The sequence below is a fragment of the Streptomyces sp. SID10853 genome (genome assembly GCF_010548145.1).
GTDB lineage: Bacteria > Actinomycetota > Actinomycetes > Streptomycetales > Streptomycetaceae > Streptomyces.
In genome coordinates this window covers 1-17,975 of sequence record NZ_JAAGLN010000145.1, presented here as the reverse complement: position 1 = coordinate 17,975, position 17,975 = coordinate 1, and the positions used below count along the sequence as shown (strand labels likewise).

Below are 17,975 nucleotides of genomic sequence, written 5' to 3'. Positions count from 1 at the left end.
CCGGGGACGGGGCGGCGGCGGGCGCGCCGCCGCCGGAACACCCGGCGGCGAACGTCCCGGCGACGGCCACGCCGGCTCCTGCCCGCAGTGCGCTGCGGCGGCTCATCTCAGTCACGCGACCATTTAATGAGGAATCGCCGAAACCAGCCCTTTTTGCCCGCCCCCCTCGGCCGGTGACACGCGGCCCTCAGACGCGGTCGACCGAGACCGGATCCGGCAAATCAGCCACCCCACCCCGTAAGCGTCCGTAGATTTACAGGCGGGATACTCGCTTCACCTGAGATTCACAGCAGCCACGCCGCGATCCGGCTTGGGTGCAACCGGGTGGCACACCGGCGGTGAGCGGTCCGGGTCACAGAGCTCGCCCGGGTCGGCGTGGCTAGCGGTCGACGACCCGCATCTCGAACCAGGTGGTCTTGCCGCGCGGCAGCAGGTCCACCCCCCAGCGGTCCGAGAGCTTGTCGACCAGGAAGAGACCGCGACCGCTGACGTCCATCGGCTGGACCGGCATCAGACAGGGCAGCCCGCGCGACGGATCGCGCACCTCGACCCGGATCCAGCCCCTGCGGCGCAGCATCCGGAGCCCGAAGACCCGGGCTCCGGTATGGCGGACGGCGTTTCCGACGAGCTCCGAGACCAGTAACACCGCGTGCTCGGCGGTCTGCGGCGAGAGCCCCCACTGACGCAGCACGACGCCCTGGGTGAGCCGCCGCGCGGTCGCCGCGGACTCCGGGCGGGACGCCAGACGCACCTCGCCCTCCGTTGGACTGCCGAACAACTCCAGTGCTTTCAGAGCCTGTTCGTCCTCAACGGCCGGTACGCATCGCGCGACATCCGCACGAGCGCGCTGCCGCGGTTGTTCCACACCCTCCAGGCCCGCCATGCCCCCCATCATGGCGGCCCGAAGCGGCCTCCGGGGCCGTTCCGGGGGAATCCGCAACTGCATTCCGGAGTCGGACACCCTGCTCCTTGGCATATGCGCTTGGCATTGCAAGGGCCGTCACACCCATCCTGAGCTGCGAAGACTCCACCCTCATGAACGAAATTCAAGGACCAAGATCACTCACTCCTTAAGGTTCTCTTAAGGCCCAGCTAATCCACCCAACCGGGTACGCCTCAGCGGAACTTGGCCTTGCCAGGACCCTCTTCGACGAAGCTGCGCATGCCCCGTTCGCGGTCCTCCGTCGCGAAGAGACCGGCGAACCAGGTGCGTTCGATGGCAAGTCCGGTGTCGAGATCGGTCTCCAGACCCGCGTCGACGGATTCCTTGGCGGCGCGCAGTGCGATGGCGGGGCCCTGGGCGAGCCGGGCCGCCCAGGCGTGCGCCTGCTCGTACACCTCGGCCGCGGGCACGACCCGGTCGACCAGACCGAGAGCGAGCGCCTCGGGCGCCTTGACCTGACGGCCCGTGAAGATCAGGTCCTTGGCCTTGGACGGGCCGATCAGCCGGGAGAGCCGCTGGGTGCCGCCGGCGCCGGGGATCAGACCGAGCAGGATCTCCGGCTGGCCGAGCTTGGCGTTGTCTGCCGCGATACGGAAGTCGGCGCAGAGCGCCAGTTCACAGCCGCCGCCCAGTGCGTATCCGGTGACCGCGGCGACCACAGGCTTGGGGATGCGGGCCACAGCGGTGAAGGATTCCTGCAGGGCCCGGGAGCGTACGACCATCGCCGCATGGTCCATGACCTGCATCTCCTTGATGTCCGCTCCGGCGGCGAACACCTTCTCACCGCCGTAGAGCACCACGGCGCGTACGTCGTCGCGGTGGGATACCTCTTCGGCGAGCTCGCGGAGCCGGTCCTGGATGGCGACGTTGAGTGCGTTCATCGGCGGGCGGTCCAGACGGATGGTGCCGACGCCTTCGGAGACTTCGAGGGTGACTGTCATGACAGCAGGTTAACGGCGGCTAACGCGGTGCGGCCCGGTGCACTTGGTCACAGTGCACCGGGCCGCGGGAAGGGTTCGCCTCCGGCGTGTTGCTTCGCGCGTGTTACTTCTTCCAGTCCGCCCAGGACATGTTCCAGCCGTTGAGCCCGTTGTCCGGCTGGATCGTCCTGTCGTGCGAGTTCTTGACGATCACCACGTCACCGACGATCGACCTGTTGTAGTACCAGGCCGCCGGGGTCTCCTTGCTCCAGCCGCCGCGCACATCGTGCAGGCCGACACAGCCGTGGCTGGTGTTGGCGGCGCCGAACGTGCTGGTACCCGCCCAGTAGTTGCCGTGCACGAAGGTGCCGGAGTCCGACAGCCGCATCGCGTGCGGCACGTCCTTGATGTCGTACTCACCGCCGAAGCCGACCGTGGCGCCGTTCATCCGGGTCACCGCGTACTTCTCACTGATGACCATCTGGCCGTTGTACGTCGTGGTCGCCGGGGCGCCCGCGCTGATCGGGATGGTCCTGATCAGCTTTCCGTCCTTGACGACCTTCATGGTGTGCTTGTCCGCGTCCACCGTGGAGACCATGGAGCGGCCCACGGTGAACTTCACGGTCCTGGTCTGCTTCCCGTACACGCCGGGCCGGCCCTCGACCCCGTCGAGGTTCAGCTTCACCGTCACCTTGGTGCCGGCCGCCCAGTACTTCTCGGGGCGGATGTCGAGCCGGTCGTTGCCGAACCAGTGGCCCTCGACCGGCACGGCGGGATCGGCCGTCACCTTGATCGCGTCCTCGACGTCCGCGGGGTGGGTGATCCCCCGGGTGAAGTGGATCGAGACCGGCATTCCGACACCGACCGTCGAGCCGTCCTCCGGTGTGTACTGCGCGACGAAGGTGTTCTTCGGCACCAGCGTGGTGAAGGACGTGTCCTTCGCCGACTCCCGGCCCTTGGCGTCCTTGGCGACCGCGTGCACCTTGAACCTGGTGGCGGCGGGCAGATGCTGGAGCGGCTGCCAGCCGGCGCCGCCCACCGCGATCCGGCCCGGGACCTCGTTGCCCTTGGCGTCCTTGACCGTGACGGAGGTCAGCCGGCCCTTGTCCGCCGTGACCTTCAGCGCGTCGCTGGTGGCCACCGACTCGGCGCCGTCCTTCGGAGACACCGTCACGACGGCCTGCGATGCCGTGGACTCCGCCTCCTTGGCCGCGCCCTGTTTCGCCTTGTCACCGCTGCCGCCGCCCGACCCGCCGCACGCCGTGACCAGCAGCAGCGTGCCCAGCAGCAGAGCCGGCAGTCCGCGTCCCGCGCGCCACGGCCCGCGCGCGGGCCGGCCGCCGGCCGATGTCCCCGATATCGGTCGCCCGTTCAAGATGGTGGTCTCCCCTCGCGCACATCCCGGCGCCGCCGGTGCACGTACCCCCGCGCGCCGTGTCCGCGCGCACTGGGGCACAGAATAAGCGCAGCACGGGCCCACCGGCCTCCCCGGCAATGTCACTGTTCCGTTCCAACCGGGCGCGGGCGCGCAGGTCATGGGGGTACGGCGGGCAGACGGCAGCGGGGATCCGTACGCACCTGACCTGGATCCGGTCCTAGCCGAGCGCGGAGCCGGACTTCCAGTGGGCCCAGTCCAGGTTCCAGCCGCTGAGCCCGTTGTCCGGGGCGACCTTCGTGTCCGGTGAGTTGACGACCTCGACCACATCGCCGATCAGCGTGTGGTCGTAGAGCCAGCCGGCCGGGGTAGTGGCGCTGCCGCCGCGCACATCGCGCAGCCCGACGCAGCCGTGGCTGGTGTTGGAGGTGCCGAAGGTACGGGCGGGCGCCCAGTAGTTGCCGTGCAGGAAGGTCCCCGAGTTGGTCAGCCGCATCGCGTGCGGGACGTCCGGGATGTCGTACTCACCGCCGAAGCCGACCGTCCGGCCGTTCATCCGGGTCACGGCGTGCTTCTCCATGACGACCATCCTGCCGTTGTACGTGGTGTGTTTCGCGGCGCCCGCGGTGACCGGCAGGGTCGTCAGGAGTGCGCCGTCGCGCCGTACCGTCATGGTGTGCGCCGCTGCGTCGACCAGGGAGACCTGCGAGCGGCCCACCGTGAAGCCGATGGTCTTCTGCTGGATCCCGTACACCCCGGGCGCCGCCTGGACGTCGCGCAGCCGCATCCCGACGGAGACCCGGGTGCCCGGCTTCCAGTACGCGCTCGGACGGAAGTCCAGCCGGCTCTTGCCGAACCAGTGGCCCCCGACCGGTACCGAAGGGGTGGCGGTGACGTGGATCGCCCGCTCCACGGCCGCCCGGTTCTCGACGGGCCGGTTGAAGTTGAAGGAAACGATCATGCCGGTGCCGACGGTCGAGGCGTTCTCCGGCGTGAAGTAGCCGATGAAGCGGTGCGGCGGGACGAAGGTGGTGAAGGTGGTGTGGCGGGCCAGGGTGTGGCCGTCCCCGTCGGATGCCACCGCGTCCACGGAGTACTCGGACGCGAGGCCCAGCCGGCCGCCGTCCGGCTTCCAGGTCCTGCCGTCGTCCGAGACGCTGCCGGGGAGCACCTCGCGGTGCCCGTCCATGACGCTGTAGACCGTGACCTGTTCGAGCCGCCGCCCGTCCGGTACCCGTACCTCGACCTTGTCCCGCGCGCCGATGTTCTTCGCGCCGTCGTCCGGCATCACTTGGATCGCGTCTTCCGGGGCGCGCGGTTTTCCGTCGGAGAAGGATCCGCATCCCGCCGTACCGGCCATCAGTGCCGCCCATACCAGCGTGGCAGCGACGCCCGCCCGTGTCCGCTTTGTCAGTTGTCTCACGGACCGCTCAACGACCACCCCCCTGCGGGGGAAACGTGAGATTGCCGGTTGTTGCGGGCAGAACAAGAGCGAGGACCATGCGAGGAGCCGCGGCCGGGACGCCGTGGCCCGACGCGCCGCCGGTCCCGATGAGCCGCGGGAGGCCGACAGGTGTCGAGCGCAGCCGAGCAGGAGACCGTACCGGAAACGGTGCGGGCCGTACCCGATGTCGTGCCCGATGCGGTGCGGGAAGCCGCGGCCGACGCCGTGCCCGGTGCCGTACCCGATGTCGTGCCCGGTGCCGCGCTCAATGCGGTGCCCGATGCGGTGCGGGAAGCCGCCACCGGGGCGGTGCCGGACACCGTGACCGGGGCCGGGCCGGAACTGGAGCCTTCCGCCGGGCCGGACACGGTGTCCGCCACTGGGCCGGACGCGGTGACCGTGTGGCCCGGTACGCCCGTGCCGCTGGGCGCGCGCTACCGGGTGGGCCCCGACGGCGTCGCGGGGACCAATTTCGCGCTCTGGGCGGGCGGCGCCGAGGCCGTCGAGCTCTGCCTCTTCGACAGCGCGGGCCGTGAGACCCGCTGCGCGCTGGCCGAGCTGACCCATGAGATCTGGCACGGATTCCTGCCGGGGGTGCGGCCTGGGCAGCGGTACGGCTACCGCGTCAGGGGCCGCTGGGACCCGTGGACGGGGGCCCGCTGGAATGCGGCGAAGCTGCTCCTCGACCCGTACGCGCGCGCCGTGGACGGCGAGTTCCGGCTGCCGCCCGAGGTGTACGGACACGTCAGGGACTGGCCCGACCAGGCGGTCGCCGACACCGTGCGCGACGAGCGGGACTCGGCGCCGTACGTGCCCAAGGGCGTCGTCGTCCACGACGACACCCCCGGCGACGAGTGGGCGGACGACCTGCGGCCCAAGACGCCCTGGGCGGACACCGTCATCTACGAGCTGCATGTGCGCGGCTTCACCAAGCGGCACCCCGGGGTCCCGGAGGAGCTGCGGGGAACGTACGCGGGTCTGGCGCACCCGGCGGCCATCGGCCATCTCGTACGGCTCGGGGTGACGGCGGTCGAGCTGCTGCCGGTCCACCAGTTCGCGCACGAGGACCATCTGCTGCGGCGGGGGCTGCGGAACTACTGGGGCTACAACTCGGTCGGCTACTTCGCCCCGCACGCCGGGTACGCGGCGTCCGGGACCGGCGGCGAACAGGTCGGCGAGTTCAAGAGGATGGTGCAGGCGCTGCACGCGGCCGGGATCGAGGTCATTCTCGACGTCGTCTACAACCACACGGCGGAGGCGGGCGAGCTGGGCCCGATGCTGTCCCTGCGCGGGATCGACAACCGCGGCTACTACCGGCTCCAGGACGACCCGCGCCGGTACGCCGACTACACCGGCTGCGGCAACACCCTGCATGTGGTGCAGCCCCATGTGTTGCGGCTCATCACGGACTCGCTGCGCTACTGGGTCACCGAGATGGGCGTGGACGGCTTCCGCTTCGATCTGGCCGCGGCGCTGGCCCGGTCCTTCCACGACGTCGACATGCTCTCGCCGTTCCTCGCGGTGATCGCCCAGGACCCGGTGCTGCGGCGGGTGAAGCTGATCGCCGAACCGTGGGACGTGGGCAGCGGCGGCTACCAGGTGGGCGCCTTCCCGCCGCTGTGGACGGAGTGGAACGACCGCTACCGGGACGCGGTGCGGGACTTCTGGCGGGGCGCGCTGCCCGACGTACGCGATCTGGGGTACCGGCTCTCCGGATCCAGCGATCTGTACGCGTGGGGCGGGCGGCGGCCGCAGGCGTCCGTCAACTTCATCACGGCGCACGACGGGTTCACCCTGCGCGACCTGGTCTCCTACGAACACAAGCACAACGAGGCCAACGGCGAGGACAACCGGGACGGCACCGACGACAACCGTTCGTGGAACTGCGGCGCCGAGGGCGGGACCGACGACCCCGAGGTCGGCGCGCTGCGCCGGCGCCAGCTGCGCTCGCTGCTGACGACGCTGCTCGTGTCGACCGGGGTGCCGATGCTCGTCGCGGGTGACGAGATGGGGCGGACGCAGGGCGGCAACAACAACGCGTACTGCCAGGACAACGAGGTCAGCTGGGTCGACTGGAGCCTGCTCGACGAGCCGGGTCCGCGGATGCTGCTCGGCCTCACCTCCCGGCTGCTGGCGCTGCGCCACGCCCATCCGGTGCTGCGCCGCCGGGCGTTCTTCTCCGGGGCGCGGGCGGTCGACGGGCTGCGCGACCTCGCGTGGTTCACCCCGTACGGCCGGGAGATGACCGAGCAGGACTGGTACGCGCCCACGGCCACGCTCGGCGTCTATCTCTCGGGGGGCGACATCCCCGGCCGGGACGCCAGGGGCGAGCGGATCACCGACGACAGCTTCCTGACCGTGCTGCACTCGGCTGAGCACCCGGTGGACTTCCTGCTCCCCGGGGCTCCGTGGGCGGACTCCTACGAACTGCTCGTCGACACCTCACTGGACGACCAGGGCGCGGCGCCCGGCACCCTGCACCGGGGCGGCGCCGTGCTCACGGTCCCGGCCCGGTCGGTGCTGCTGCTGAAGGTGCGGAGCTGAGGCGGGCCGGGCGGGCCCGCCCGGATTCGGCCTGAGTCCCGGCCCCGGCCTCAGCCGAGGATCTTGCGGTCGTACGCCACCGCGACGGCCGCCGCCCGGTCCTTGACGTCCAGCTTCCCGTAGATATGGGTCAGATGGGTCTTGACGGTCGCCTCGCTGATGAACAGCTCACGGGCGATGTCGCGGTTGGACGTGCCCCTGGCGACCAGCACGAGCACCTCACGTTCACGGGTGCTCAGCGCGTCGTGGCCCGGCGCCGCCGGGGTGCGCACCCGGGAGACCAGCCGGGAGGCGACCGCCGGGGAGAGCACCGTACGGCCGTCGGCCGCGGCCCGCACCGCGGTGAAGAGCTCGTCGCGCGGGGCGTCCTTGAGGAGGTAGCCGGTGGCGCCCGCCTCGATGGCCGGGAGGGTGTCGGAGTCCGTGTCGTACGTCGTCAGGACGAGTACCTTGGCGCGGCTGCCGCGGCGGGCCAGCTCGGCGATGGCGTCCACCCCGTTGCCGCCCGGCATCCGCAGGTCCATGAGGACCACGTCGGGGTCGAGCCGTCCGGTCAGCTCGACGGCCGCGACGCCGTCGGCGGCCTCGCCGAGCACCTGGAAACCGGGGGCGTCGGCGAACATGCCGCGCAGACCGTCCCGGACCACCGGGTGGTCGTCGACGATCAGCAGGGTGATGACGTCAGAGTTCATGGCGGACCAAAGGTACGCGAGCCGACACCGCTGTGCCGTGCCCCGGTTCGGACTCGACCGCGACCGTGCCCGCGATCCGTTCGGCGCGGGCGCACATCCCGCCGAGGCCGAAGCCCCCTTCGGCGCTGCGCGGCGGCAGTGCGAGCGGGTCGAAGCCGCGGCCGTCGTCGCGTACGTCCAGGGTCATCTCGCCGTCCATGTACGAGAGGGTGACCCCGACCCGGGCCGCTCCGGCGTGCCGTCCGGTGTTGGTGAGGGCCTCCTGCGCGATCCGGAGCAGGGTGGCCTCCACCTCGTCGTGGAGCGGTTCGACGGTGCCGGTGACGGTGAACCCGGCGTGGACGCCCGCCTCCGCCGACCACTGGGCGACCAGCTTCCCGAGCGCTTCCGGGAGTGAGTCGTCGGCCAGGGCGACCGGGCTGAGGTTCTGCACCGAGCGGCGGGCCTCGCCCAGGCTGTGGCGGGCCAGTTCCTGGGCGCGGGCGAGGTGTTCGCGGGCGGCGTCGGGGGTCCTGGTGACGGAGACCACCTGGAGCTGGGTGATGATGCCGGCCAGCCCCTGCGCGATGGTGTCGTGGATCTCGGCGGCCAGCCTGCGGCGCTCGTCGGCGACGCCGGCCTCCCGCGCCTGGACCAGGAGCTGGGCGTGCAGGGCGGCGTTCTCGTCGAGCGCCTGCTGGAGGCGGACGTTGGTGCGCTCCAGCTCACCGATGGTCTCGGCCTGCTCCACGGCGCGCTCGTCCTCCAGGGCGGCGAGATGGGCGAAGACGATGACCAGGGTGATGTTGACGCCGAACAGCGCGCCGAAGACCACCCAGCCCATGGGGCCGCCGGGTGGCAGCCCGCCGGACTGGGAGCCCGACATGGTGACGGCGGTGGCGAGCAGCCCGATCCGTACCAGCCGGCGGGGCAGCAGCCGCTCCGCGCCGAAGTAGCCGGTGACCGCGTAGAACGCGTAGAAGGGGTTCAGCCAGGTCAGCGCGAAGGCGAGCGCCCAGTGCAGCGCGTAGTAGCAGGTACTGGCCTTCGATGGTTCCGGCCGGGTGCGGGCCGCGTGGCCCCACCACAGCTGGAGGACGGCACCGGCGACGGTGAGGGCGGCGACCGCGACCAGTTCGGACCGGCTCATGTGCAGCACGGCGGCGGTGGCGCACCCGGCGAGGGTGGCGATGGCGAGCAGCGCGTACGGTCCGTACCGGTGGAAGGCCGCCCACCCGATGCCCGCCCTGGCAGCGGCCAGAGGGCCGGCGGCCGGGGGCGCGGCCTCTCGGCCGGGCCGGGCGGCGGGGCCCGTCAGGTCCGATGTCATCCATCCAGTCTGCCCGTACCGGCCGATGGCCACCGTCACTCCCAGCGGAACCAGCGGTTGGCACCGGCGGACAGCAGCAGTGTCCACACGGCGAGCACACCCAGGTGGGTCCAGCCGGGCCAGCTGCCGGTCGCGGCCCCGTTGAGTGCCTGCGCCGCCGCGCCGAAGGGGGTCATCTCGACGATGTGCGCCAGGGCGTCCGGCATGGCCTGGACGGGCAGCCAGACCCCGGCGCAGAACATCATCGGGAAGAGGACGGCCGAGCCGATCGCGTTCGCCACCTTCTGGTTGCGCGACAGTGCGGCCACCAGCGAGCCCAGGGCCAGCGCGGCGCAGATCGACAGGGCGAGCGACAGCAGATAGCCGGGGATCTGCTGGGGCAGGGCGACCTCGAAGGCGATCCGCGCGACGGTGAGCGAGAGCACGGTCGAGACGAGCGCGGCGGCGCCGTGCAGGCCCATCTGCGCGGTGAGCAGCGCGTGCGGCCTGACCGGTGTGGTGGACATCCGGCGCAGGATCCCGCGCTCGCGGTATCCGGTGATCACCTGGGGCATCGCCTGCAGCCCGGCCATGATCATCGCGAGCAGCACGGTGACCGGGACGTAGGCGCTGACGAGCGTCTGGCCGCCGATGGAGGAGTCGTGCTCCCGGAAGGAGGGGATCGAGCCGAGGATCACCAGGAGGATGGTGGGGAACACCATCACCCAGAAGATGGTGGCCGGTTCACGGCGGAAGAGCCGCAGCTCGGTCCGGAGTACGGCGGCGGATGCGCCGGTCCGCGTGGTGGCCTTCGCCGGGGTGGTCGCGGTCGCTGTGCTCATGCTGCTGCTCCCGTCAGGTCCAGGAACGCGTCGTCGAGCGTGGCGTCGGTGACCCGGAGTTGGTGGGCGGTGATGTGGTGCCTGGCAAGCAGGGTGATGACGGCGTTGACCGTCTCGTCGGTCCCTTCGATGACCACCGCGCCGTCCCGGTGCTGTACGGAGACGGCGCCGGGCAGGGCGTCCAGTTCACGGTTGCCGAGCGGCTGCGAAGGGGTGAAGGAGATGACGGTCGCACCGGACGAGCGGCGGATGAGTCCGGCGGGTGTGTCCAGCGCGGCGACCCGGCCCCGGTCGATGACGGCGATGCGGTCGCAGAGACGCTGCGCCTCCTCCATGAAGTGGGTGACGAGCAGGACGGTCACCCCGCCGTCCCTGACGTCCTCGATCAGCTCCCAGGTGTCGCGGCGGGCGCGCGGGTCGAGCCCGGTCGTCAGCTCGTCGAGCACGACCACCTTGGGGTTGCCGATGAGCGCCAGCGCGATGGAGAGCCGCTGCTTCTGGCCGCCGGACAGCTTGGCGAAACGGGAGTCCGCCTTCTCGGCGAGGCCCAGCCGCTCGGCGAGCGGCCGCCAGTCGGCCGGGTGCGGGTAGAAGGACGAATAGAGCTCCAGCGCCTCACGGACGGTGATCTTCGGCTGGAGTTCGCTCTCCTGGAGCTGGGCGCCGAGGATCCGGGTCACCCGGGCGTGGTCGGCGACCGGATCGAATCCGGCCACCCGCACCACGCCCTCGTCGGGCACCCGCAGCCCCCCGATGCACTCGACTGTCGTGGTCTTCCCCGCGCCGTTCGGCCCGAGGATCCCGAAGATCTCCCCCACCTCGACGGCGAAGGACACCCCGTCAACGGCGTGCCTGCCGCCGTACGCCTTCCGCAGCCCGCCCACTTCGATGATTGCCATATCCACAGGCTCCCGGGGAACGGAGCCCAGCGGCATCCGCCATCGCGCTCGAACCGGCATCAGCCGATCGGCTGATGCCGGGGTACGACCTCGCGGGCGGAGGCGGGGGCAGACGTGCGGGCCGGCGTGCGGACGGTACGGGCAGGCGTGCGGGCGGAAGCGGGGGCAGACATACGGGCAGGCGTGCGGGCGGACGTACGGGCAGGCGTGCGGGCGGACGTGCGGGCTGCCGCGAAATCCGGTGGGCACTGTCAGTGCCGAACCGTAGGCTCGCGCGCGATGCCCGAAACACATGCAACAGACAGACAACTCTCCGGCGTACGTTCTCTGCTGCGGCTCTGGCCGTACGTACGGCCGGTGCGAAGACGGCTGGCCACCGCGGCGTTCGTGGCGGTCATCGCCTCCTGTCTGAGCCTGGTCATCCCGCTCGTACTGAAGTGGATCGTCGACGGCCCGGTGGCCGGCCGGGACGCCCGCGGCGTCCTGCTCGGTGCGCTGATGCTGTTCGGGCTCGGGGTCGCCGAGGCGCTGCTCTTCGGTCTCCGGCGGTGGCTGGTCGCCCGGCCGCTGTCCTGGGTCGAGGCGTCGATGCGGGCCGACCTCTACCGGCATCTGCAACGCCTCCCGGTGGCCTTCCACGACCGGTGGCCGTCCGGCCAACTGCTGTCGCGCGGCACGACCGATCTGATGATGGTGCGGATGTTCCTCGCCTTCCCGCTGACGTTCCTCCTGGTCAACGGGGTGACGATCGTGGTCGGTTTCGTCATCCTGCTGGTGCAGCAGTGGACGCTCGGGCTGGTGCTGCTGGCTCCCGCGATCCCGCTGGTCATCATCTGCAAGGTCTTCGAGACGAGGTACTCCAAGGTCGCCAGGGTCTCCCAGGACCAGGTGGGAGACATCACCACGGTCGTCGAGGAGAGCGTGCTCGGCATCCGGATCATCAAGGGCTTCGGTCGCCACCGCAGCCAGGCCCTGGCCTTCCGCGAGCTGTCGGGGCGGCTGCGCTCGACGGAACTGGTCAAGGCCCGGCTGCTGGCGGGCATCTGGGCGGTGATCACCACCATTCCCGAGCTGGCGATCGGCGCGGCCCTGGTCCTCGGTACGGTCCAGGTCGCCGACGGGCATCTCTCCGCCGGGACCCTGGTCGCCTTCCTCTCCACGGCACTCGCCCTGCGCTGGCCGGTGGAGTCGATCGGCTTCCTGCTGGCGATCAGCCAGGACGCGTCGACCGCAACCCAGCGGTACTTCGAGGTGATCGACGTGGCCGAGGAGTCGGACGCGACGGATGCCGGCACGGCCGGTACGGCGCCTGCTCCTGCGCCTGCGCCTACTACCGCTCCTGCTCTTACTCCCGCCCCTGCTCCCGCCCCCGTCGGCGGCCTCCGCTTCGAGGGCGTCGAGTTCCGCTACCCCGACGCCGCCCCCGGCACCCCGCCCGTCCTGGGCGGCATCGATCTGCACATCAGGTCGGGCGAGACCCTGGCCCTGGTGGGCGCCACCGGTTCGGGCAAGACCACGCTCACCGGGCTGGTACCACGGCTGCACGAGATCACCGGGGGCCGCATCACCCTCGACGGTCACGACATCACCGCCATGCCCCGTGAGCGGCTGCGCGAGCTGGTGTCGGTCGCCTTCGAGGAGCCCACCCTCTTCTCCGCGAGCGTCGGCGAGAACATCCGGATGGGCGACGCGGGCGCGGACGACGACGCGCTGCTGCGCGCTCTGGAGACCGCCCAGGCCGACTTCGTACACCGGCTGCCGCACGGCCCCGACACCCAGGTCGGTGAGCAGGGGCTGAGCCTGTCGGGCGGGCAGCGCCAGCGGCTCGCACTGGCCAGGGCGGTCGTCGGCCGGCCCCGGTTCCTGGTGCTCGACGATCCGCTGTCCGCGCTCGACGTGCACACCGAGGCGCTGGTCGAGGCCGCCCTGCGCCGGGTGCTCGCGGAGACGACGGCGCTCGTCATCGCGCACCGGCCGTCCACCGTGCTGCTCGCCGACCGGGTCGCGCTCCTGTCGGGCGGGCGCATCGCGGCGGTCGGCACCCATCACGAACTCCTGCAGAGCAACGCCGAGTACGCCTGGCTGATGTCCGGCGCCGAAGGGGACGGGACCCGATGACCACCACAGTCGACGGCCGGGAGGCCGCGGAGCCGGACCCGGGGGACGCACCCGCCGCCGGGCCCGCAGCGGGCACCGCGGCCGGACCGGGACGGGCCGGTGACGACCCGTTCGACAAGGACGCCCTGCCCGCTCCACCGGGCGCGACCGGCGCCCTGCTGCGCTCGCTCATCGCACCGCACCGTACGGCGGCGATCGTCTCCGCCGTACTGATGCTGATCCAGCAGGCGGCCGTGCAGGCCGGGCCGCTGCTCGTCGCGTACGCCATCGACACCGGCGTCCCCGCCTTCCGCGACAACGACCACGGCCCGCTGATCGCGGTGGGCGTGGGCTACCTCGCGAGCGCGCTGCTCTCCGGCGGCCTGCAGTACGCGTTCGTGCAGGTCTCGGCCCGCCTGAACCAGGGCGCGCTGCTGGACCTGCGCGGCCGGATCTTCCGCCATGCCCAGGCGCTGAGCGTGGACTTCCACGAGCGCTACACATCGGGCCGGCTGATCTCCCGCTCCACCAGCGATGTGGAGTCGCTGCGCGAACTGCTCAGCGACGGCCTCCAGGAGCTGATCGGGGTCGTGCTCTCCGCCGTCTACATCTGCGCGATGCTGCTCTGGCTGGACCCCGGGCTCGGCTCGGTCGCGGTGCTGTCGTTCGTACCGCTGTATCTGCTGATCCGGCGCTACCGGCGGCGCGTCACCGTGGTGTTCAGCCGGCGCTCCACGGCGATCGCCGCCGTCATCGTGAAGTTCGCCGAGACGATGAACGGGATCCGGCCGGTGCGTGCCTTCCGCCGGGAGCGGGCCAACGACACGGAGTTCGAACGGCTCAACCGACACCACGAGCGGGCCAACGGCGACTCCATGCTGGAGATGGCCCGCTATGTGACGGGCTCCCGTCTGGTCGCCAACACCGCGGTCGCCGGCATCGTCCTGTGGGGCGCCTACCGGGTGACCCGGGGCGGGCTCGAACTCGGCGTACTGGCGGCATCGGTGCTGTATCTGCGGCGGCTGTACGACCCGATCGACCGGTTGGGCATGTTCCTCAACTCGTACCAGTCGGCGGCCGCTTCGCTGGAGAAGATCGCCGGCCTGCTGGCCCAGGAGCCGACGGTCCCGGCTCCGGTCTCCCCGCGTACGCTGCCCGCCCTCGCGTCCGAACACCCCGGCCGCGAGGTCGTGTTCGACGGTGTCCGCTTCGCCTACCGCACCGGCGGCGAGGTGCTGCCGCGCTTCGACCTCACCATCCCGGCGGGCCAGACCGTCGCGGTCGTCGGCTCGACCGGCGCAGGCAAGTCGACCCTCGCCAAGCTGCTCGCCCGGTTCTACGACCCGACCGAAGGCCAGGTGCGGATCGACGGGGTGGGCCTCGACGACCTGGACGTGCCCGAACTGCGGCGCGGGGTCGTCATGGTGACGCAGGAGGCGTTCCTCTTCTCCGGGACGATCGCCGAGAACATCGCCATCGGCCGCCCGGAGGCCGGCCACGCCGAGATCGAGCGTGCGGCGAAGGCGATCGGCGCGCACGACTTCATCAGCGCGCTGCCGGAGGGGTACGACACGGACGTACGCAAGCGCGGCGGCCGGATCTCCGCCGGCCAGCGGCAACTGGTGGCGTTCGCCCGCGCCCTGCTCGCCGACCCCGCGGTACTGATCCTCGACGAGGCGACCAGCTCGCTGGACATCCCGGGCGAGCGGGCGGTGCAGCACGCCATGGACACGGTGCTGCACGGCCGCACCGCGGTCGTGATCGCCCACCGGCTCTCCACGGTGGAGATCGCCGACCGGGTACTGGTGATGGAGGGCGGCCGGATCGTCGAGGACGGCACACCGGACGCGCTGATCGGCGGAAGCGGCCAGTTCGCGGGCCTGCACCGGGCCTGGCGGGAGAGCGTGGTGGGATGACGTCGAGCGGCGCGCCCACCGCCGCCGGGCCCGGGCCGACTCCGGCTCGGTTTCGGTTTCGGTTTCGGTCTCGGTCTCGGTCTCGGTCCGCCGCCGGGCCCGGGCCGACTCCGGCTCGGTCCGGGGCAGGGGGCGGGGCCGGGTCCGGGCTAGGTGTATTGCCCTGTGAGGTTGGCGACGCGGCTGGCGGGTGGGATCAGATGGTGACCACGATCTTCCCCTGCACGTGTCCGCGCTCGGAGTGGGCGTGCGCCTTCGCGATCTCCTCCAGGGGGTAGGTCTGCTCGATGCGCGGCACATAGCGGCCCTGCTCGCCGAAGGCGCCCGCTTCGGCCAGGAGCGTGGAATCGTTGACCGCGTTGGCCACCCGGACCCCCAGCCGCTGTGCGTTTACGTGGTCGGCGACCGTCACCACGCGGTCCGGGCCGCCGACGATCTCGACGAGATCGGCCAGGGAGCCGGAAGCGGCGGCATCGAGGGCGAGGTCGACCCCGTTCGGGGCCAGGCCGGCGAGACGTTCCGCGAGACCGGCACCGTAGGTGACGGGAAGGGCGCCCAGCGAGGTGAGATACGCGTGGTTGCGCTCACTGGCCGTCCCGATCACGGTGGCCCCCAGAGCGCGGGCGATCTCGACCGCCGCACCGCCGACGCCTCCGGCAGCCCCCTCGATCAGCAGCGTGAGACCCTCCATCTGACCGAGCGCCCTGAGTCCGCCCAGCGCCGTCACGGACGCCAGGCCGGCTGCGGCAGCCTCCTCGTCGCTCCAGTTGGCGGGGGCGGGAGCCCAGGCCGAGAGGACCGCCAGCTCGGCCGTGGCGCCCGTCACTCCCCCCAGGCCGAAGACGCGGTCTCCGATGCCGACCGAGCTGACCCCCTCGCCGATCCTGTCCACCAGACCTACGGCATCGCGTCCCGGGATCGCCGGCAGATCGACCGGGAGGAAGTCGCGCACCGATCCGTTGCGCACCTTCCAGTCGACGGGGTTGACGCCGGCCGCCGTGACACGGACGCGGATCTCTCCGGGACCGGGCAGCGGGTCCGGGGCCTGCTCGACGACGAGGGTGTCCGTGCCGCCGTACTCGTGGTAGCGGGCTGCGCGCATGATGACCTGCCTTGTTCGTCCGGATGGCTCGGTATGCCTTGACGCCGACTACGCTAGAACCTCACGTTGACGTGAGGTGCAAGTCGAGACGTCAACCGGGAGAGGGGAGGGCGCGTGCGGATCGGTGAGGTGGCCCACCAGGCCGGGGTGAGCGTGAGGGCTCTGCGCTACTACGAGGAGCAGGACCTGTTGCAGGCCGAGCGAAGCTCCGGCGGGCAGCGCCAGTATCCGGACTCTGCTGTCGAGCGGGTGCGGCTGATCCAGCAACTGTTCGCCGCCGGGCTGCCGAGCAGGGCCGCACGGGAGGTGCTGCGATGCGTGTACTCCGGCATGGTGGCGCCGGGCCTGCTGGATCAGCTGGAGAGCGAGCGCGCGCGGATCAGTGGACGGATCACCGAACTCCTCGCTGCGCGCGACCGGCTCGACGACGTCATCGCCACCACACGCAACCCTCCACCCGAGTGCAACCATGGACGGGCGTTGGACGGCCCGGCTCGCGGCGGCGCTGCGCCGAGCAGCGGCCACGCGTCCGCACTCGGAGTGGCGGACATCAGAGTGTCCGAGTGACGGACGGGTGAGGGCCGCCCGTGCACTCTGCTCATGATCGGCCCCCTTCCGGGCCTGCGGGGTCCGAAGGGCGTCAGACGGTGGCCACCAGCAGATCCTCGCCGCTCGACGGGCGGAGGCCGTCGGCCCGGCCGGCGAAGTACCGTTCGGCGAGGGCGGTTCCCGGCACATGGTGCACGTTCTTGAAGCCGGCGTCACGGGCCAGTGCCAGCATCTCCTGCGGGGTGTAGAAGCTGATGAACGGCGTTCCGGCTGCCTGCGCCTGTGGCTTGGTCGCCTCGAGTGCGGGGCGGTCGGCGTCATCGATGAGTTCGGTCGGCAGCATGAACGTCATGGCGAGTGTCGAGCCGGGGGCCAGCCCGGCGAGCCGGCGCAGGGTCGCCGCGGTCGCCTCCTTGGTGAGGTACATGGTGACGCCGGTGCAGACGACGACCGCCGGTCGGCTGGGGTCGAAACCGGCGTCGGACAGCTGCTGCCACCAGTCGCCGCCCGCCTCGAAGTCGACCGGTACCAGTCGCAGCCAGTCGGGGATGCCGTAGCCGAGCTCGATCAGGCGCCGTCGCTTCCATGCCTGGGTGCCGGGCTGGTCGATCTCGAACACCCGGAGCCGGGAGGCGACTTCGGGCCTGCGCTGGGCGAAGGTGTCGAGCCCGGCCCCCAGGACGACGTACTGCGTGACGCCGCGACCGGCCTGCTCGACGACCAGGTCCTCGATGAAACGGGCACGGGCCACAATGGCCGCCCGGAACCCGCTGGTGGCGTGCGGATCCATGTCCGGGCGCCGCCGCCATTCCTCGCCGGGGTCCACCAGCCGCAGCCCGACCTCGTCCTCGACCACGTGCGGCGGCGGGTCGGCCTGCACGTGCATCGCCCGCCAGAGGGCCGTACGCACCGCTGTGCTGTCCGGCGCCCCGGTCTGTTCGTCAGCCATGATGCTCCTCTTCCGTCGCGGTCGGTCCTTGGCTGGAGCCCGGAGGCTCCACAGTCGGCCGTCGGGGTCACGGACGGTCATTTCCTCGGTCCCGTGATGGGTGCCACCGAACGGCGTGACCACCTCGACGGCGGGACCGGGACGGAATGCGGCTGCGCCCGGCGTTGAACTGCCTGCCCTCTTCACCCGGGACACCCGCCGGATTGCTTCCCGGTTGCCGTCCACCGTCTACGCCCGCGCAGCTGCCGGGTGCTGCCCCGCAGCGCTGCCGTCCGGCTCCCCCGCCGCACGTGCTCCCCGCAGCAGGACGACCGAGAGTACCGCCGCTCCCGCCATCGCCACCGCCGCGCCGACCGCCGCGAAGTCCAGGCCGTGCACGAACGCGCGGTGCGCCGAGGCGAGCAGGGCGCCGTGG

The 17,975-nt window shown here is 71.5% G+C and carries 14 protein-coding genes and 2 pseudogenes; 4 read left to right on the top strand and 12 right to left on the bottom strand.

The genetic code is table 11. The features are described from left to right. Window positions 1-379: 379 nt before the first annotated feature. The 4 genes from G3I19_RS24055 to G3I19_RS24040 all read right to left on the bottom strand — a co-directional run bounded on the left by G3I19_RS24055 (window position 380) and on the right by G3I19_RS24040 (window position 4,598). Window positions 380-895, bottom strand: a complete 516-nt coding sequence (locus tag G3I19_RS24055) for an ATP-binding protein (RefSeq protein WP_164265777.1) — start codon at window positions 893-895, stop codon at window positions 380-382. Between the two features lie 221 nt (window positions 896-1,116). Then, window positions 1,117-1,884 (bottom strand): enoyl-CoA hydratase-related protein, encoded by a 768-nt coding sequence (locus G3I19_RS24050; protein WP_164265774.1) that lies wholly within the window; start codon window positions 1,882-1,884, stop codon window positions 1,117-1,119. 103 nt (window positions 1,885-1,987) lie between these two features. Beyond that, window positions 1,988-3,238 carry an Ig-like domain-containing protein gene (locus G3I19_RS24045; protein ID WP_164265773.1) on the bottom strand — a complete coding sequence of 417 codons (1,251 nt, stop codon included), beginning with the start codon at window positions 3,236-3,238 and terminating at the stop codon, window positions 1,988-1,990. Window positions 3,239-3,458: 220 nt separating this feature from the next. After that, window positions 3,459-4,598 carry an Ig-like domain-containing protein gene (locus G3I19_RS24040; RefSeq protein ID WP_164265776.1) on the bottom strand — a complete coding sequence of 380 codons (1,140 nt, stop codon included), beginning with the start codon at window positions 4,596-4,598 and terminating at the stop codon, window positions 3,459-3,461. A gap of 453 nt (window positions 4,599-5,051) precedes the next feature. On the opposite strand from G3I19_RS24040, the gene glgX reads away from it, so the two are divergent. After that, window positions 5,052-7,226 carry a glycogen debranching protein GlgX gene (gene glgX, locus G3I19_RS24035; RefSeq protein WP_343235191.1) on the top strand — a complete coding sequence of 725 codons (2,175 nt, stop codon included), beginning with the start codon at window positions 5,052-5,054 and terminating at the stop codon, window positions 7,224-7,226. A gap of 50 nt (window positions 7,227-7,276) precedes the next feature. On the opposite strand, the gene G3I19_RS24030 is transcribed toward glgX, so the two are convergent. Genes G3I19_RS24030 through G3I19_RS24015 form a run of 4 tightly spaced genes read right to left on the bottom strand, consistent with a single transcriptional unit; the run spans window position 7,277 to window position 10,947 of the window. Then, a complete protein-coding gene (locus G3I19_RS24030; protein WP_164265772.1) occupies window positions 7,277-7,918 on the bottom strand; it encodes a response regulator transcription factor in 642 nt (213 codons plus the stop codon). Then, window positions 7,908-9,227, bottom strand: coding sequence for a sensor histidine kinase (locus G3I19_RS24025; RefSeq protein ID WP_164265771.1), 1,320 nt, complete (start codon window positions 9,225-9,227; stop codon window positions 7,908-7,910). The genes G3I19_RS24030 and G3I19_RS24025 overlap by 11 nt, the downstream gene beginning before the upstream one ends. Before the next feature lie 35 nt (window positions 9,228-9,262). Continuing rightward, complete coding sequence (locus G3I19_RS24020; RefSeq protein WP_164265770.1) at window positions 9,263-10,048, bottom strand: ABC transporter permease; 786 nt, start codon at window positions 10,046-10,048, stop codon at window positions 9,263-9,265. Beyond that, the gene (locus G3I19_RS24015) at window positions 10,045-10,947 is read right to left on the bottom strand and encodes an ABC transporter ATP-binding protein (protein ID WP_164265769.1); all 903 of its coding nucleotides are present in this window, start codon (window positions 10,945-10,947) and stop codon (window positions 10,045-10,047) included. Before G3I19_RS24015 ends, G3I19_RS24020 begins: the two co-directional genes overlap by 4 nt. A gap of 279 nt (window positions 10,948-11,226) precedes the next feature. Here G3I19_RS24015 and G3I19_RS24010 point away from each other — a divergent pair, with 279 nt between their 5' ends. Further along, a complete protein-coding gene (locus G3I19_RS24010) occupies window positions 11,227-13,065 on the top strand; it encodes an ABC transporter ATP-binding protein (protein ID WP_164265768.1) in 1,839 nt (612 codons plus the stop codon). Continuing rightward, entirely contained in the window at window positions 13,062-14,960 is a 1,899-nt protein-coding gene (locus G3I19_RS24005) for an ABC transporter ATP-binding protein (protein ID WP_164265767.1), read from the top strand. The genes G3I19_RS24010 and G3I19_RS24005 overlap by 4 nt, the downstream gene beginning before the upstream one ends. Before the next feature lie 196 nt (window positions 14,961-15,156). On the opposite strand, the gene G3I19_RS24000 is transcribed toward G3I19_RS24005, so the two are convergent. Further along, window positions 15,157-16,062, bottom strand: coding sequence for an NADP-dependent oxidoreductase (locus tag G3I19_RS24000; RefSeq protein ID WP_164265766.1), 906 nt, complete (start codon window positions 16,060-16,062; stop codon window positions 15,157-15,159). A 114-nt stretch (window positions 16,063-16,176) separates the two neighbouring features. Here G3I19_RS24000 and G3I19_RS23995 point away from each other — a divergent pair, with 114 nt between their 5' ends. Then, window positions 16,177-16,629, top strand: coding sequence for a MerR family transcriptional regulator (locus tag G3I19_RS23995; protein WP_164265765.1), 453 nt, complete (start codon window positions 16,177-16,179; stop codon window positions 16,627-16,629). Window positions 16,630-16,702: 73 nt separating this feature from the next. Here G3I19_RS23995 and G3I19_RS23990 read toward each other — a convergent pair whose 3' ends face one another. The 3 genes and pseudogenes from G3I19_RS23990 to G3I19_RS23985 all read right to left on the bottom strand — a co-directional run. Continuing rightward, window positions 16,703-17,560, bottom strand: coding sequence for a class I SAM-dependent methyltransferase (locus G3I19_RS23990; protein ID WP_164265764.1), 858 nt, complete (start codon window positions 17,558-17,560; stop codon window positions 16,703-16,705). Window positions 17,561-17,584: 24 nt separating this feature from the next. Then, window positions 17,585-17,710: pseudogene (locus G3I19_RS37675) on the bottom strand (VOC family protein); the annotation flags it as partial. 78 nt (window positions 17,711-17,788) lie between these two features. Then, window positions 17,789-17,975: pseudogene (locus tag G3I19_RS23985) on the bottom strand (MFS transporter); the annotation flags it as partial.

What these genes read in the sequence shown, in the direction of transcription:
- G3I19_RS24055 (WP_164265777.1), bottom strand. Translation starts at nt 895, where the DNA reads ATGATGGGGGGCATGGCGGGCCTGGAGGGTGTGGAACAACCGCGGCAG.
- G3I19_RS24050 (WP_164265774.1), bottom strand. Translation starts at nt 1,884, where the DNA reads ATGACAGTCACCCTCGAAGTCTCCGAAGGCGTCGGCACCATCCGTCTG.
- G3I19_RS24040 (WP_164265776.1), bottom strand. Translation starts at nt 4,598, where the DNA reads ATGGCCGGTACGGCGGGATGCGGATCCTTCTCCGACGGAAAACCGCGC.
- G3I19_RS24030 (WP_164265772.1), bottom strand. Translation starts at nt 7,918, where the DNA reads ATGAACTCTGACGTCATCACCCTGCTGATCGTCGACGACCACCCGGTG.
- G3I19_RS24025 (WP_164265771.1), bottom strand. Translation starts at nt 9,227, where the DNA reads ATGACATCGGACCTGACGGGCCCCGCCGCCCGGCCCGGCCGAGAGGCC.
- G3I19_RS24020 (WP_164265770.1), bottom strand. Translation starts at nt 10,048, where the DNA reads ATGAGCACAGCGACCGCGACCACCCCGGCGAAGGCCACCACGCGGACC.
- G3I19_RS24015 (WP_164265769.1), bottom strand. Translation starts at nt 10,947, where the DNA reads ATGGCAATCATCGAAGTGGGCGGGCTGCGGAAGGCGTACGGCGGCAGG.
- G3I19_RS24010 (WP_164265768.1), top strand. Translation starts at nt 11,227, where the DNA reads ATGCCCGAAACACATGCAACAGACAGACAACTCTCCGGCGTACGTTCT.
- G3I19_RS24005 (WP_164265767.1), top strand. Translation starts at nt 13,062, where the DNA reads ATGACCACCACAGTCGACGGCCGGGAGGCCGCGGAGCCGGACCCGGGG.
- G3I19_RS24000 (WP_164265766.1), bottom strand. Translation starts at nt 16,062, where the DNA reads ATGCGCGCAGCCCGCTACCACGAGTACGGCGGCACGGACACCCTCGTC.
- G3I19_RS23990 (WP_164265764.1), bottom strand. Translation starts at nt 17,560, where the DNA reads ATGGCTGACGAACAGACCGGGGCGCCGGACAGCACAGCGGTGCGTACG.